General features: G+C 66.9%; 12 protein-coding genes and 1 tRNA gene. 8 read left to right on the top strand and 5 right to left on the bottom strand.

The window, feature by feature from the left end; genetic code table 11:
- Positions 1 to 13: 13 nt before the first annotated feature.
- The 3 genes from OY559_RS05750 to rnt all read left to right on the top strand — a co-directional run bounded on the left by OY559_RS05750 (position 14) and on the right by rnt (position 2448).
- The gene (locus OY559_RS05750) at positions 14 to 865 is read left to right on the top strand and encodes an HvfB family MNIO-type RiPP peptide maturase (protein WP_277729106.1); all 852 of its coding nucleotides are present in this window, start codon (positions 14 to 16) and stop codon (positions 863 to 865) included.
- Positions 858 to 1607 (top strand): HvfC family RiPP maturation protein, encoded by a 750-nt coding sequence (locus OY559_RS05745; RefSeq protein ID WP_277729105.1) that lies wholly within the window; start codon positions 858 to 860, stop codon positions 1605 to 1607. The genes OY559_RS05750 and OY559_RS05745 overlap by 8 nt, the downstream gene beginning before the upstream one ends.
- 211 nt (positions 1608 to 1818) lie before the next feature.
- Positions 1819 to 2448: a ribonuclease T gene (rnt, locus tag OY559_RS05740; RefSeq protein ID WP_277729104.1), complete on the top strand. Its 630-nt coding sequence runs from the start codon at positions 1819 to 1821 to the stop codon at positions 2446 to 2448.
- Between the two features lie 10 nt (positions 2449 to 2458).
- Here rnt and rhtA read toward each other — a convergent pair whose 3' ends face one another.
- The gene (rhtA, locus tag OY559_RS05735) at positions 2459 to 3346 is read right to left on the bottom strand and encodes a threonine/homoserine exporter RhtA (protein ID WP_277729103.1); all 888 of its coding nucleotides are present in this window, start codon (positions 3344 to 3346) and stop codon (positions 2459 to 2461) included.
- A gap of 114 nt (positions 3347 to 3460) precedes the next feature.
- On the opposite strand from rhtA, the gene OY559_RS05730 reads away from it, so the two are divergent.
- Positions 3461 to 4000: a helix-turn-helix domain-containing protein gene (locus OY559_RS05730; protein ID WP_277729102.1), complete on the top strand. Its 540-nt coding sequence runs from the start codon at positions 3461 to 3463 to the stop codon at positions 3998 to 4000.
- Between the two features lie 12 nt (positions 4001 to 4012).
- Here OY559_RS05730 and OY559_RS05725 read toward each other — a convergent pair whose 3' ends face one another.
- The 4 genes from OY559_RS05725 to rnr form a co-directional block, all read right to left on the bottom strand.
- Positions 4013 to 5206: a DmpA family aminopeptidase gene (locus OY559_RS05725; protein ID WP_277729101.1), complete on the bottom strand. Its 1194-nt coding sequence runs from the start codon at positions 5204 to 5206 to the stop codon at positions 4013 to 4015.
- Between the two features lie 10 nt (positions 5207 to 5216).
- Positions 5217 to 5960 (bottom strand): 23S rRNA (guanosine(2251)-2'-O)-methyltransferase RlmB, encoded by a 744-nt coding sequence (rlmB, locus tag OY559_RS05720; protein ID WP_277729100.1) that lies wholly within the window; start codon positions 5958 to 5960, stop codon positions 5217 to 5219.
- Between the two features lie 51 nt (positions 5961 to 6011).
- Positions 6012 to 6485: a GFA family protein gene (locus OY559_RS05715; protein ID WP_277729099.1), complete on the bottom strand. Its 474-nt coding sequence runs from the start codon at positions 6483 to 6485 to the stop codon at positions 6012 to 6014.
- 395 nt (positions 6486 to 6880) lie between these two features.
- A complete protein-coding gene (gene rnr / locus OY559_RS05710) occupies positions 6881 to 9388 on the bottom strand; it encodes a ribonuclease R (protein WP_277729098.1) in 2508 nt (835 codons plus the stop codon).
- Between the two features lie 93 nt (positions 9389 to 9481).
- On the opposite strand from rnr, the gene OY559_RS05705 reads away from it, so the two are divergent.
- The 4 genes from OY559_RS05705 to OY559_RS05690 all read left to right on the top strand — a co-directional run bounded on the left by OY559_RS05705 (position 9482) and on the right by OY559_RS05690 (position 14688).
- A tRNA-Leu gene (locus tag OY559_RS05705) sits at positions 9482 to 9566 on the top strand.
- A gap of 161 nt (positions 9567 to 9727) precedes the next feature.
- The gene (locus OY559_RS05700) at positions 9728 to 11548 is read left to right on the top strand and encodes an SLC13 family permease (protein WP_277729097.1); all 1821 of its coding nucleotides are present in this window, start codon (positions 9728 to 9730) and stop codon (positions 11546 to 11548) included.
- Between the two features lie 58 nt (positions 11549 to 11606).
- The gene (gene parC / locus OY559_RS05695) at positions 11607 to 13850 is read left to right on the top strand and encodes a DNA topoisomerase IV subunit A (protein ID WP_277729096.1); all 2244 of its coding nucleotides are present in this window, start codon (positions 11607 to 11609) and stop codon (positions 13848 to 13850) included.
- Positions 13851 to 14031: 181 nt separating this feature from the next.
- Complete coding sequence (locus OY559_RS05690; RefSeq protein WP_277729934.1) at positions 14032 to 14688, top strand: thiopurine S-methyltransferase; 657 nt, start codon at positions 14032 to 14034, stop codon at positions 14686 to 14688.
- The last annotated feature ends 3 nt before the right edge of the window (positions 14689 to 14691 follow it).

Genomic DNA, 14691 nt, shown 5'->3' with positions numbered 1-14691 from the left:
TCACCACAGCGCGATGACGGCTTCCCTGCTCCCCGCCTCTGCCGGCCTCGGCCTGCGCCGCGCGCTGCTGGACGAACTGCTGGCAGCGCCGGCTGGAGCATTCGACTTCCTCGAATGCGCGCCCGACAACTGGATCGGGGTGGGCGGCCGCTACGGCGAAGCGCTGCAGACCCTTTCCTCACGCCATGCACTGACCTGCCACGGCCTGTCGCTGTCGCTCGGTGGCGTGGCGCCGCTCGACGACACGTTCCTCGCCCGCACGCGCCGCTTCCTCGACCAGCACGGCGTGACGCTGTACAGCGAACACCTGAGTTACTGCACCGACGACGGCCACCTGTACGACCTGATGCCGATTCCCTTCACCGAGGAAGCGGTGCGGCATGTCGCGGCGCACATCCGCCAGGCGCAGGACGCCCTCGGCCGGCGCATCGCGGTGGAGAACGTCTCCTACTACGCCGCGCCTTACCAGGCGATGGACGAAGCCGACTTCATCATCGCGGTGCTGTCCGAAGCGGACTGCGACCTGCTCCTGGACGTCAACAACATCTACGTCAATGCGATCAACCATGGCTACGAAGCACGCGATTTCCTGACGCGCATGCCGTCGGCACGGATCGCCTCGTACCACATTGCCGGCCACTACGACGAAGCCGATGATCTCAAGGTGGACACGCATGGCGCGCCGGTGAAGGACGATGTGTGGTCGCTGCTGTCGCTGGCCTACGCAACGCACGGTGTGCGCCCCACCCTGCTGGAGCGCGATTTCAACTTCCCGCCGCTCGCCGAGCTCGCGGTGGAAGTCCAGCGCATCCGCGAGCTTCAATCGGCGCACGCGACCTCCGACGGACACGCGCTGCATGGCTGACGCGCTGCACGACCAGCAGTTCGCCCTGTCGCGCCACCTGCGCGACCCGTCGTCGCATCCGCCGCCGCCCGGCATCGAGGACCGACGGCTGGCGATCTACCGTGACCTGTTCTTCAACAACGTCGAAAACCTGCTGGCCGGCAACTTCCCCGTGATCCGCAAGACCCTGGGTGATGACGCCTGGCGCACGCTGGTACGGCAGTTCTATGCCGAACATCGCAGCAGGACGCCGCTGTTCCCGGAAGTCGCGCGCGAGTTCATCCGCTACCTGGAATCACGTGCGGAGCGCGACGACCCACTGCCCGCCTGGCTGCGCGAGCTGGCGCACTACGAATGGGTCGAACTGGCGCTGCAGATCGCCGACGACCCCGAGCCACCCCACCTGCCGGACGGCGACCTTGTCGCGGGTGAGCCGGTGGTGTCGCCCTTCGCCTGGGCGCTCGCCTATCACTGGCCCGTGCACCGCATCGGACCGGACTACCTGCCCGACACAGCGCCCTCCGAACCGACCTTCCTGCTCGTCCGACGCGATGCCCGCCACCAGGTGAGATTCGCCGCCATCTCGCCGTTGGTGTACCGGCTGATGGAACTGCTGGGCGAAGGCGGTCGCACCGGCAAGGATGCGCTGCGACAACTCGCCGTCGAAGCGGGCGTGGATGACCTGCCCGCCTTCGTCCACGAGGGGGGCGCCATGCTTTCCCGCATGCGTGAAGAAGGCACGCTGCTGGGTACGCGCCCCTGACTCCTGCAGGAGCGACGTGAGTCGCGACCGCAGACCCGGGGCGCACGCGTGCCCGTCCGACAGGCGGGTGTCGCATGACCGCTACGCGAATATCCGGGAGAACCGGAACGCCGATCTCATGCGGTCGCGACTCACGTCGCTCCTACAACTGCGAGCTCGCGGTTGGGCTTCCAGCAGAGGAAGCGCCACGCCGTCTGCTACCCTTCCCCGCATGGAAAACGCCACCGAACCCACCCGCATTACCCCGATGGCCCAGCGCTTCCGTGGTTACCTGCCGGTGGTGGTTGACGTGGAAACCGGCGGTTTCGACTGGAACCGCCACGCGCTGCTGGAAATGGCCGCGGTGCCGCTGGAGCTGGACGAAAACGGATTGCTGGTCTGCGGCGAGACCGCCAGCGTGCACCTGCATCCGGCGCCCGGCACCGAAATCGATCCCAAGTCGCTGGAAGTCACCGGCATCGACCTCGACCACCCGTTCCGTTTCGCCAGGCACGAGAAGGACGCGTTGGACCATGTCTTCGCGCCGGTGCGTGCCGCGGTGAAGAAGCACGGGTGCCAGCGCGCGATCCTGGTGGGCCACAACGCCCACTTCGACCTGAACTTCCTCAATGCGGCGGTCACGCGCGTGGCGCACAAGCGCAACCCGTTCCATCCCTTCAGCGTGTTCGATACGGTGACGCTCGCCGGGGTGGCCTATGGCCAGACCGTGCTGGCGCGCGCCGTGCAGGCCGCAGGCTTCGACTGGAATGCCGAGGACGCACACTCCGCCGTCTACGATGCCGAACAGACGGCGCGGCTGTTCTGCAAGATCGCCAATGCGTGGCCGCGCCCGCTGGGCTGAGCGCGCTATCTCAACCCTGGCCGCTGCCGGCGGCCGCCACTACCGGACGTGCCGTCATCGCGGCACCCGCCGACGCGACGATGATCGCGGCGATGGCCAGCCACTGCAGCAGCGACAGGCGCTCGTGCAGGAACAGCAGGCCGCACAACGCGGCGATGGCCGGCTCCAGGCTCATCAGCATGCCGAAGGTGCGCGTCGGCATCTTCGTCAGCGCGACCATCTCCAGGCTGTAGGGAATCGCGGTGGACAGCAGCGCCACCGCCAACGCGACGGGCAGCAACGCGGGCGACAGCAGCGCTGCCCCGGCGTGCGCGACACCGAACGGCACCGCCACCGCCGCGGCGATGCAACTGCCGATCGCGACCGTCTGCGGGCCGTGCGCGTTGCCCGCCTTCTGGCCGAACACGATGTACATCGCCCAGCACGCCCCGGCGCCGAGCGCGTACGCCACGCCCACGAGGTCCACTGCCTGGGCGCCCTGCTCCGGCACCAGCAGCACCAGCCCGGCGACGGCCAACGCCACCCAGACGACGTCGCGCAGATGGCGCGAACCGAACAGCGCCACAGCGAGGGGGCCGGTGAATTCCAGCGCGACGGCGATACCCAGCGGCACCGTTTCCAGCGACTTGTAGAACAGCAGGTTCATCAGCCCCAGCGAGGCGCCGTAGAACAGCAGCAGCGGCCATTGCGTCCGCGTGATGCGTGCGCGCCATGGGCGGAACACGGCCACCAGGATCAACATCGCCAACGACAGCCGCAGCGCGGTGGCGCCGGTGGCACCCACCGCCGGGAACAGACCCTTCGCCATCGACGCGCCGGCCTGGATGGACAGCATGGCGACGAGCAGCAGCGCGATCGGCTGCCAGTGGACGGGCGCGGGGGAATTCTGGCGGGACATGAAGACACTACCTGCGGACGCCGGAAGCGCCGCGCTTGAAGGATGAACGGGATGCGCACTATATTGCGCAATCGAAGCTTACCGTGTGCGCAATATACTGCGCAACCCCTGCCCATGAGCGTACTTGAACACGTTGCCGAGAACGTCCGCCGCCTGCGGACCGAAGCCGGCCTGAGCCAGCAGGTGCTGGCCGATGCTGCGGATGTCAGCCGCCGCATGCTGGTCGGCATCGAATCCGGCGATGCCAATGTCAGCCTGAATACCCTCGACCGGATCGCCGCAGCGCTGGAAGTGACCTTCGCCGATCTGGTGAAGGCGCCGAGCAATCCGAACCGGGACCGCATCGACGCCCTGGTCTGGAGCGGACGCACGCCGGGTTCGAAAGGCGTGCTGCTGGCCAGTGCGCCGGCCACTCGAGAGGTGGAACTGTGGTCGTGGACATTGATGCCCGGCGACCGCTACACGTCGGCAGCCGACCCGACCGGATGGCATGAAATGTTCTTCGTCATCGAAGGCAGGCTGGTGGTGGAACTGCCCGACGGAGAACATGCCATCGACGCAGGCGACTTTTTCGTTTTCCCCAGCGACCGCGACTACGCCTACCGCAACGACGGCGACATGCCGCTGCGCTTCATCCGCAACGTGGCGCATTGATCGCGCGATGGATTACCGGACCGGTGGCGCAATGCCGTGGCGCCGCAGCACCTCGCGCACCCTGTCCAACGGAATCGCCTCGACCGTCTCGCCATTGCCGCTGACGGTGGTGGCCATGAACAGCGAGTTGTAGATCGCCTCTTCCACCGCTTCCACGCTGGCCTGGAATACCGCGCTCATCTGCTCGTTGGCGAGTTCTGCGGCTTCCAGCCGTGGCGCATCGAAGGCGCGCCGCACCGATTCCGCGGTCGAAAACGCCAGAATGTAGTCGCCACTGCCGTTGGACGCGGAACTGCCGGTGCGGCCCAGGCCCATCATCGCGCGCGAGGCGACGCGGCGCAGGTTGCGGTCGCCCAGCGGTGCATCGGTGGCGATGACGATGATGATCGATCCATCGCCACGGTCGTCCGCAAGGCCGCGGCGTCCATCGGCCTGCACGGCGACGGCGTTCTGGAAGGCGTAACGATCCAGTTCACGTCCCACCGGCGCACCCGAGACCTGCAACACGCCGCCGAAATTGCTCTGCACCAGCACGCCCAACGTCCAGCCGCCCAGTGATGCGGGCAGCTTGCGCGACGATGTGCCGATGCCGCCCTTCCAGCCGAACGCCACCGTCCCGGTGCCGGCACCGATGCTGCCTTCCCGTACCGGACCATCGGTCGCTGTTTCGAGTGCACGCCGCACGGCATCCGCCGTGACCGGCCGCGCCCGGATGTCGTTGAGTCCACCATCATTGGTCTCGCCAACGACCACGTTGAGCGAACGCACCTGCTGCATGTCGGGCCGCTCCAGCATCCATGCCGCCATCGCATCGGCGGCCTTCCACACGCACAGCGTGCAGGTCAGCAGGATCGGCGTTTCCAGCTCGCCCAGTTCGTTGACCTGCGTGCTGCCGATGAACTTGCCGAATCCGTTGCCGACATGCACCGCGGCCGGCACGCGCGAGCGATAGACGTTGCCTGCGTGCGGCAGGATCGCAGTGACGCCGGTGCGCACGGTGTCGCCTTCCTTCAACGTCACCTGCCCGATGCGCACGCCGGCGACATCGGTGATCGCGTTGTACGTGCCGGGGGCGAAGATGCCGGGGGCGACACCGAGGTCGCGGGCCCGTGCGCGCGGCGCTTCCTGCGCCATGGCGGTGAGCGAGGACAGCCCCAGCAGCAGCGCCGCCAGTCGAAGGAATGAAGGATGCGGCGTGCGGGACATGCGGGCTCCTCTACTGGCGCTGGCGGACGGCCTCGAACAGGGTGACGCCGGCCGCGACCGACACGTTGAGGCTTTCGATGTCGCCGGGCATGGGAATCTTCACCAACCCGTCGCAATGTTCGCGGGTCAGGCGGCGCAGGCCATCGGCTTCGCCACCCAGCGCCAGTGCCACGTTGCCACGCAGGTCGATGGAATACAGCGAAGCATCGGCTTCCCCGGCCAACCCATAGATCCACACCCCGAGTTGCTGCAGGTCGCGCAGGCACCGCGACAGGTTGGTGACCTGCACGACCGGGATACGGTCGGCCGCACCGGCCGACGTCTTGCGCACGGTCGCGTTGACGCCGACCGACTTGTCCTTGGGAATGATCACGGCGGTGACGCCGGCCGCGGCGGCGCTGCGCAGGCAGGCGCCAAGATTGTGCGGATCCTGCACACCATCCAGCACCAGCAGCAGCGCCTTGCCTTCGGCGGCTTCCACCAGGCCCTGCAGTTCGTTCTCGTCCCAGGTCCGGGCAGCGGCATAGCGTGCCACCACGCCCTGGTGACGCAACGCCCCCGCCACGCCGTCCAGCGCCTGGCCGGTCACGCGGCGCACGTCGATGCCCTTGCGGCGTGCGTTCTCCTCGATCTCGGTCAGGCGCGCGTTCTTGCTGCCGCCCTCAAGCAGGATTTCGCGCACGTTGTCGGCATCGTTCTCGACAGCCGAAGCGACCGCGTTGACACCGACAATCCATTGATTCTGCTTGCTCATGCGCTGTACGGCCGCGTTGGAAAGGCCGGCATTATCGCACCGACCGGTCGCTCAGCGCGGCGACCACGCGGCCGTGTCGTGGTCCGGATGCTGGAACGACACCACCCCCGCCAGGAAGGCCGCAGCCGCCTCGTCCTCCTCGGTGCGCCTCTGCGGCAATGCCGGCAGGGTGTCCACGTAAGGCAGCTTGCCTTCCACCCCGTACTGGACCCACGGCGACAATCCCGAGGGGTCATCGAATGCACCCGCCGCCAGCGCCACGCCATCGGGGGCCTCGTAGGTCAGTGGCGTGCCACATTCGCCACAGAAACCACGCCGGACGACACTGGACGATTGGAAGCGCTTCGGTTCGCCCCGCGTCCACTCCAGCATTGCGCCACGCGTGGACACCAGCGGCGCGTAATACGCGCCGAACGCTTTCTGGCACATGCGGCAATGGCAGATGGAAGCGTCCTTCAGCTCGCCGCTGACGCGGAAGCGGATGGCACCGCATTGGCAGCCGCCGGTGTGGATCGGGATGGACATGGGCTGACGCTCCTGGCATGGGATTCGTATGTCGTTGCAGGACCACGCCCATCCTGCAGCGCCCGAAGACAAGGGCCGCGTCATCCCCACAAATGCCGGACGATGTTACGGCTTTTGCTCGTCAGTCCGGCGAAAGCCGGGATCCATCTTGAGTCTGCTCCTGCACGCACACCCGTGCGAAGAGAGTAAAGATCAAGATGGGTCCCAGCCTGCGCTGGGACGACGGTGCGGATTCTGCTCGTCATCCCGGCGAAAGCCGGGATCCACCTTGATTCTGCTTCTGCACGCACACCCGTGGGAAGAGAGTGAAGATCAAGCTGGGTCCCAGCCTGCGCTGGGACGACGGTGTGGCATAGGCTCGTCATCCCGGCCTGCGCTGGGACGACGGGCCTCAATCAGTACTTCTGCTTCCTGCGCTTGGCCGGTTGCCCACGCGGCTGGGGCGAGGGCGTGCCACCGTCTTTCGCCTTGTCGTCGACCAGACGGAAGTCGATCTTGCGTTCCTCCAGGCTGGCCTTCAGCACGATGATGCGGACGCGGTCGCCCAGTCGGAACGACATGCCGCGGCGCTCGCCCGACAAGGTCTTGCGCAGCGGATCGAAGTGGTAGTAGTCCTGCGGCAACTGGGTCACGTGGACCAGGCCGTTGACCTTGGACTGGTCCAGTTCCACGAACAGGCCGAAGCTGGTGACGCCACTGATCACGCCATCGAACTGGCCGCCGACATGCTGCTCCATCCACGCCGCGCGGTAGCGTTCGTCGACCTCGCGCTCGGCTTCGTCGGCGCGGCGCGCACGTTCCGAACACTGCAGCGAAAGCGCCGCCATCTCGTGCCCGGAATACAGGAATTTCTCCGGCTTGCCCTTGGTCAGCGCGTACTTGATGGCACGGTGCACCAGCAGGTCGGGGTACCGGCGGATCGGCGAAGTGAAATGCGCGTAGGCTTCCAGCGCCAGGCCGAAGTGGCCTGCGTTGTCCGGCGAGTAGACCGCCAGGCTCTGGCTGCGCAGCACCACCGATTCCAGCAGGGCCACGTCGGGACGCTCGCGGATCTTCTTCAGTAACTGGGTGAAATCCCGTGGCTGCACCTTGCTCCAGGCCGGCAGGCTCAACTTGAATTCCTTGAGGAACTCGAGCAGATCCGCGTACTTGGATTCCGGTGGCCGGTCGTGCACGCGGTACGGCGCGGGAATGCGCGCGCCCAGCAGGAACCGGGCGGCCTCCACGTTGGCCGCGATCATGCATTCCTCGATCAGCTTGTGCGCATCGTTCCGCTGCAACATGCCGGCCTGGGTGACTTCCCCGCGGTTGTCCAGTTCGAAGCGGACTTCGGACGTCTCGAACTCGATCGCACCGCGCTTTTCGCGCGCCTTGGCCAGCAGGCCATACAGTTCATGCAGGCGTTCGACCTGCGGCAGCAGCGTACCGATGGACTGGCGCGCCTCGGCGTCGCCCTCACCCACCGCCTTCCACACCTGGTCGTAGGTCAGGCGTGCGTGCGAGCGCATCACCGCCTCGTAGAACTTCGATTGTGTGACTTCGCCCTCGCTGTTGACCTGCATGTCGCAGACGAAACACATGCGGTCCACTTTCGGATTCAGCGAGCATATGCCGTTGGACAACGTCTCCGGCAGCATGGGCACCACGAAACCGGGGAAGTACACCGACGTCGCGCGCTTCTGCGCCTCATCATCCAGCGGCGTGCCGGGGCGCACGTAGTGCGAGACATCGGCGATGGCCACGACCAGACGGTAGCCGCTGCGGTTCTTCATGCGCAGGCCCTGGCGATTGCTTTCGCAATACACCGCATCGTCGAAGTCCTTCGCATCGGCGCCGTCGATGGTCACCAGCGGCATGTCGCGCAGGTCGACGCGGTCGCCGATCATCGAAGGTTCGATCACCAGCGGCACCGCGGTGGCCTCGTCCAGCACTTCCTGCGGGAACTCGTGCGGCAGGTTGTGGCCGTGGATCGCGGCCTCGACCACCAGCGATGGCGTCAGGCTGTCGCCGAGCACGGCGATGACCTTGCCGATGGGCGGGCGCCGCGTGTCCGGCGCCTGGGTCAGTTCGACCACGACGAGCTGGCCGTCGCGCGCGCCACCGGTCGCATCCTGCGGGATCTGGACATTGCGCTGGATACGCTTGTCGTCCGGCGCCACGTAGGCGATGCCCACTTCGAAACCGAACCGCCCGATCAGGCGGGTGACGCCACGCTCCAGCACGCGCGCGATGCTGCCTTCGCGACGACCGCGGCGATCGATGCCGGTGACATTGGCCAGCGCGCGGTCGCCATGCATGACCTTGCGCATTTCATAGGGCGGCAGGAACAGGTCGTCGCCGCCCGCATCCGGACGCAGGAAACCGAAGCCATCCGGATTGGCGATCACCGTGCCGGAGATGAGGTCGGTCTGCTGCACCGGCGCAAAGCCTCCGCGCCGGTTCTGCACGAGCTGGCCATCGCGGACCATCGCCCCCAGGCGCTTGGACAGCGCATCGAAACGCTCTGGTGCGTCCAGGCCCAGCGGACCGGCGATTTCCTCCGCCGTCTGCGGACCCTCCGCGGCTTCGAGGAAACCGAGGATGGCCTCGCGACTGGCGATAGGCTGTTCATAGCGCTGCGCTTCGCGTTGCGCATGCGGGTCGACGAAACGACCGCCCGTGCGTGACCCGGACCCCGGGTTCCGGCGGGCGGCGGGTGCACCGCCGGCATGCGTGCGGGAAGGCGCCCGCGCGGGCACATCAGGCATCCAGGGCGGGAGATTCTTCTTGGCCGGCTTGCCAGACTTGCCAGACTTGCCCGGGGGGGCCGCCTTGCCGGCGTTGCGGGAACCTGGCGCGCCGCCCGGCTTGCTTCCTTTTCCGGCGGGCGTCTTGCCGCCGCTGCGTGGTGTCTTCTTGGTCATGGGGGGATGGTACACCCCGCCTGAACAACGCCATGCGAAGGGAACCGTTGACAATCCCCTGCACTCCCCACAAAATGCGCGCCTCGCTTACCTGCCCAGGTGGCGGAATTGGTAGACGCACTAGTTTCAGGTACTAGCGGGTAAAACCGTGGAGGTTCGAGTCCTCTCCTGGGCACCATGCATCATGAAACCCTCGCGCAAGCGGGGGTTTCTTGTTTTACGGCGCCGCACATCCCGCCATGGCGCGACCGCCGCCCAACGCAACGCCGGGCGCACGCGCCACCACACGCGTTAGGCTGGGCACCCGAGACCCGACCCGACATCGAACAGGGGGCGCGAATGGAGTTCCAGCAGATCCTCTTCCTTGCCATCCTGGCAATCACGTTGGGTCTGTTCGTCAGCGAGAAACTCCGCGTCGACCTGGTCGCTCTGCTTGCGCTGCTCGCGCTGACGCTGTCAGGCATCCTCGGCCCGAAGGAAGCGCTGTCGGGCTTCGCGAGCGAGCCGGCGATCATCGTGGCCGCCGTGTTCGTACTGTCGGCCGGCTTGTCCGCCACCGGCATCACCGATCGCATCGGGGCCGGCATCGGCAGGGCGGCCGGCGGCAGCGAATGGCGAACCATCGCCGTGGTGATGCCCGCCACGGCCGCGCTGGCGGCGTTCTCGCACCACGTGATGGTCACCGCGATGATGCTGCCCATCCTGATGCGGATCGCGCGCGAGCAGAAACTGGCGGCATCGCGCCTGCTGATGCCGATGTCGCTGGCGGCCTCGCTCGGCACCACGCTGACCTTGTTCAGCGCGCCGGCCTTCCTGCTTTCCAACGACCTGATCAAACGTGCGGGATTGCCGGGGCTGGACATCTTCGCCATCACGCCCATCGGCGCCGCCCTGGTGGTGCTGGGGACCGCCTACATGCTGCTGGGGCGCTGGCTGGTGCCCAAGCGCGAGGGTGAAACGCCGCAGGGCGACTACCTGAAGCTGGACCGCTACTACACCGAACTGCTGGTGGAAGACGCCTCGCCATGGGTGGGCAAGACGCGCGGCGAATTCGCCGAAGCGTTCGACAAGCGGCTCCAGGTGGTGGACTGGCTGCGCCAGGGCATGCGTCGCCGCAACCAGCGGATGGACGGCAAGCTCGACGCCGGTGACGTACTGCTGGTGCGCGCCTCGCCGGACGAGATCGCCTCCATCCGCAACGAACCAGGCCTGGCCCTGCACGCGGTCGCCAAGTACGGCGAAAAACCGAGCGAGCAACCGAAGACCGAAGCCCTGGGCGAAGAGCAACTGGTGCAGGCCGTGGTCGCGCCGCACTCCGAGTTCGTCGGCCGCAGCGTCGCCGACATCGATTTCCTGCGGAACCTCGGCGTGGTGGTGGTCGGCCTGTGGCGCCGCGAAGGCTGGCTGCATGGCGAGCTCTCGGAAATGGTGCTGCAGGAAGGCGACCTGCTCGTGCTGTGGGGCCAGCAGCAGAACCTCGAACCGTTGGCGGCCCATCACGGCTTCCTGATGCTGATGCCGTTCGGCGGCAGGGAGAAGCCGCGTCGTCGCGCGCCCATCGCCCTGCTGATCATGGCGGCGGCGGTAGCGGCCGCGGCCACCGAGGTGCTCGCGCCGCACATCGCCTTCCTCGCCGGCGCGGTCGCCATGGTGCTGACGCGCTGCGTGGACATCGAGCGCGCCTACCAGGAAATCGATGTGCGCATCTTCGTGATGATCGGTGGCGTCATCCCGCTGGGCATCGCCATGGAGAAGACCGGCACCGCGGCGCTGGTGGCGGACCTGCTGCTCAACCACACCGCGCACTGGTCGCCGCTGGTGCTGCTGCTGGTGATGTTCGGTACCGCCGCGTTGCTCACGCAGATCCTGTCCGACGCCGCGACGACGGTATTGCTCGCCCCCATTGCGCTGGCGTTGGCGGCGGGGCTGGAACTGAATCCGGTGCCCTTCGTCGTGTGCACGGCGATGGGAGCGGTGGCGTCGTTCCTCACCCCCATCGGCCACCACGGCAACCTGCTGATCCTCAATCCCGGCCGTTACACCTTCGGTGATTTCCTGCGGGTCGGCATTCCCCTCACGCTGGCCATCGCCTTCACCACGGCCTGGCTGGCGCGCTGGCTGTGGCTGGACGGTCCACTGCTGCCGGGTAGCATCGGGTGAGACGGGGTGGCGGGTAGAATGGCGGGGTCGACCACGACCCACAGACTGCACGCCCGCAATGACCGAAACGATCCGCCCCACCTTCCACGGCTTCGAGCAGATCCCGCTGCGCGAGTACGCCGAGCGCGCCTATCTCGATTACTCCATGTACGTGGTGCTGGACCGCGCCCTGCCCTTCATCGGCGACGGCCTCAAGCCCGTGCAGCGCCGCATCGTCTATGCGATGAGCGAGCTGGGACTCAATGCCGGTGCCAAGCCGAAGAAGTCCGCGCGCACCGTCGGTGACGTCATCGGCAAATACCACCCGCACGGCGACAGCGCGTGCTACGAGGCGCTGGTGCTGATGGCACAGCCGTTCTCCTATCGCTATCCGCTGATCGAAGGTCAGGGCAACTTCGGCTCGCCGGACGATCCCAAGTCGTTCGCAGCCATGCGCTACACCGAATCCAAGCTCACCCCCATCGCCGAGGTGCTGCTGGGCGAACTCGGCCAGGGCACGGTGGACTGGACGCCGAACTTCGACGGCACGCTCGAAGAGCCTACGTGGCTGCCGGCCCGCCTGCCGCACCTGCTGCTCAACGGCACCACCGGCATCGCGGTCGGCATGGCCACCGACGTGCCGCCGCACAACCTCAACGAGATCGTCAGCGCCTGCATCCGCCTGATCGATGATCCGGACGCGACCATCGCCGACCTGTGCGAACACGTGCGCGGCCCGGACTACCCCACGAAGGCGGAGATCATCACCGCCGCCTCCGATCTGCGCGCGATGTACGAGAACGGCACCGGCAGCGTCCGCGCGCGCGCCACCTGGCGCAAGGACAACGCCAACATCGTCATCGATGCCCTGCCCTACCAGGTGTCGCCGTCGAAGGTGATCGAGCAGATCGCCGCGCAGATGCGCGCCAAGAAGCTGCCGTGGCTGGAAGACATCCGCGACGAGTCCGACCACGCCAACCCGGTGCGCGTGGTGCTCATCCCGCGTTCCAACCGCGTGGACGCCGAGCAGCTGATGGGCCACCTGTTCGCCACCACCGACCTGGAGAAGAGCTGCCGGGTCAACCTCAACATCATCGGCCTGGATGGGCGTCCGCAGGTGAAGAACCTGAAGATGTTCCTGACCGAATGGCTGGCGTTCCGCAGCGATACCGTCACCCGCCGCCTCAAGCACCGGCTGGAGAAGGTCGAGCGCCGCCTGCACCTGCTGGAAGGCTTGCTGGTCGCGTTCCTCAACCTGGATGAAGTCATCCGCATCATCCGCACCGAGGACGAGCCGAAGGCCGCGCTGATCGCCCGCTTCCAGTTGAGCGAGGAGCAGGCGGACTACATCCTCGATACCAGGCTGAAGCAGCTCGCCCGCCTTGAGGAAATGAAGATCCGCGGCGAGCAGGACGAGCTGCAGGCCGAGCGCGAGAAGATCGCCGGCATCCTGGACTCGAAGGCCAGGCTGAAGAAGCTGATCAAGGACGAGTTGACCGCCGATGCGAAGAAGTTCGGCGACGCGCGTCTTTCGCCGCTGGTGCAGCGCGACGCCGCGCAGGCGCTGGACGAAACCGAACTGGTCGCCAGCGAACCGATGACCGTGGTGCTGTCGGCGAAAGGCTGGATCCGTGCTGCCAAGGGCCATGACGTGGATGCTTCCACCCTGTCGTATCGCGATGGCGACAGCCTGCTGGGCGCGGTGCGCTCGCGTAGTACCCAGCAGGTCGCCTTCCTCGATTCGGAAGGCCGCAGCTACTCGACCGCGGTGCACACACTGCCGTCGGCACGCGGCAACGGCGAACCGCTGACCGGCCGTTTCTCGCCGGCGGCGGGCGCGTCGTTCCAGGCGTTGGCCACGGGCGACAACGACAGCCGTTTCGTGCTGGCGTCTTCGCACGGCTACGGCTTCGTCACCCGCTTCGAGAACCTCACCGGCCGCCAGAAGGCCGGCAAGGCGATGCTCAACCTGACCCCGGGCGCGAACGTGCTGCAGCCCGCGCAGGTATCCGACACCGGGACAGATCGCATCGTCGCCGTCACCAGTGCCGGCCACCTGCTCGCGTTCCCGGTCAGCGAACTGCCGGAACTGGACAAGGGCAAAGGCAACAAGATCATCGAGATCCCGAAGGCCAAGCTGGGCACCGAGCATGTCGTCGCCATCGCCGCGGTGTCGCCGGGCGGCACGCTGCAGGTGAAGAGCGGCCAGCGCACGATGAGCCTGTCGTTCAAGGACCTGGATGCCTACGTCGGTGCGCGCGCGACGCGGGGTGGGTTGCTGCCGCGGGGTTGGCAGAAGGTCGATGGACTGGAAGTCCAGTAATTCACCGAGACGCGCTGCGGCGCGTTCGTCATCGCGACGACGTGCATGCAGCAGGGCGGCATTGCTGTAGGAGGGGCTTCAGCCCCGAAGCTCTTTGCGCTGTAAAGCGATCGGGGCTGAAACCCCTCCTGCAACAGCCGCGCGAGTTCGACTCCACGGATTTCCAATGAGGGCCGCACGAATGGACGCCGAATTCTGGCTGCAACGCTGGCAGGAAGGCCAGATCGGCTTCCACCGCCACGACGTGATGCCGTTGCTGCAGAAGCACTGGCCTTCGCTGCAGCTGCAGGAAGGGTCGCGCGTGCTGGTACCGCTGTGCGGCAAGTCGCTGGACATGCACTGGCTGGCGGCGCAAGGGCACCGCGTGCTGGGCGTGGAGCTGTCGCCGCTGGCGGTGACGCAGTTCTTCGAGGAGGCGAACCTCGATCCCGTGCGAACGACCAGCCGCTACGGCCAGCACTTCAGCGCCGGCCCGATCGAGATCATCCTGGGTGACGCCTTCGGCCTGGATCCCGCCCTGCTCGCGGATGTGGCCGGCGTCTATGACCGCGCCGCATTGATCGCACTGCCCCCGGACCTGCGCCAGCACTATCGCGATACGGTCTATGCGTCCTTGCCCACAGGGTGCCAGGGATTGTTGATCACCCTGGAATATCCGCAGACCGAGAAAGCCGGCCCGCCGTTCTCGGTGGAACCGGCGGAAGTCGAGACACTGTTCGCCGCACCGTGGCGGCACACGCTGCTGGAACGGCGCGACATCCTGGACCAGGAGCCGCGCTTCCGCGAAGAAGGCCTCAGTGTGCTGGAGACCGCGGCCTACCGTCTGCAGCGGCCGTAGAGC

Origin of the sequence: Pseudoxanthomonas sp. SE1, assembly GCF_029542205.1 — a bacterium.
Taxonomy (GTDB): Bacteria; Pseudomonadota; Gammaproteobacteria; order Xanthomonadales; family Xanthomonadaceae; genus Pseudoxanthomonas_A.
The sequence above is the reverse complement of the archived record's forward strand: the minus strand, read 5'-3'. Positions and strand labels throughout refer to the sequence as shown.

Bases quoted from the DNA above. Each gene is read 5' to 3' on its own strand.
- OY559_RS05750 (WP_277729106.1), top strand. From the start codon at position 14: ATGACGGCTTCCCTGCTCCCCGCCTCTGCCGGCCTCGGCCTGCGCCGC.
- OY559_RS05745 (WP_277729105.1), top strand. From the start codon at position 858: ATGGCTGACGCGCTGCACGACCAGCAGTTCGCCCTGTCGCGCCACCTG.
- rnt (WP_277729104.1), top strand. From the start codon at position 1,819: ATGGAAAACGCCACCGAACCCACCCGCATTACCCCGATGGCCCAGCGC.
- rhtA (WP_277729103.1), bottom strand. From the start codon at position 3,346: ATGTCCCGCCAGAATTCCCCCGCGCCCGTCCACTGGCAGCCGATCGCG.
- OY559_RS05730 (WP_277729102.1), top strand. From the start codon at position 3,461: ATGAGCGTACTTGAACACGTTGCCGAGAACGTCCGCCGCCTGCGGACC.
- OY559_RS05725 (WP_277729101.1), bottom strand. From the start codon at position 5,206: ATGTCCCGCACGCCGCATCCTTCATTCCTTCGACTGGCGGCGCTGCTG.
- rlmB (WP_277729100.1), bottom strand. From the start codon at position 5,960: ATGAGCAAGCAGAATCAATGGATTGTCGGTGTCAACGCGGTCGCTTCG.
- OY559_RS05715 (WP_277729099.1), bottom strand. From the start codon at position 6,485: ATGTCCATCCCGATCCACACCGGCGGCTGCCAATGCGGTGCCATCCGC.
- rnr (WP_277729098.1), bottom strand. From the start codon at position 9,388: ATGACCAAGAAGACACCACGCAGCGGCGGCAAGACGCCCGCCGGAAAA.
- OY559_RS05700 (WP_277729097.1), top strand. From the start codon at position 9,728: ATGGAGTTCCAGCAGATCCTCTTCCTTGCCATCCTGGCAATCACGTTG.
- parC (WP_277729096.1), top strand. From the start codon at position 11,607: ATGACCGAAACGATCCGCCCCACCTTCCACGGCTTCGAGCAGATCCCG.
- OY559_RS05690 (WP_277729934.1), top strand. From the start codon at position 14,032: ATGGACGCCGAATTCTGGCTGCAACGCTGGCAGGAAGGCCAGATCGGC.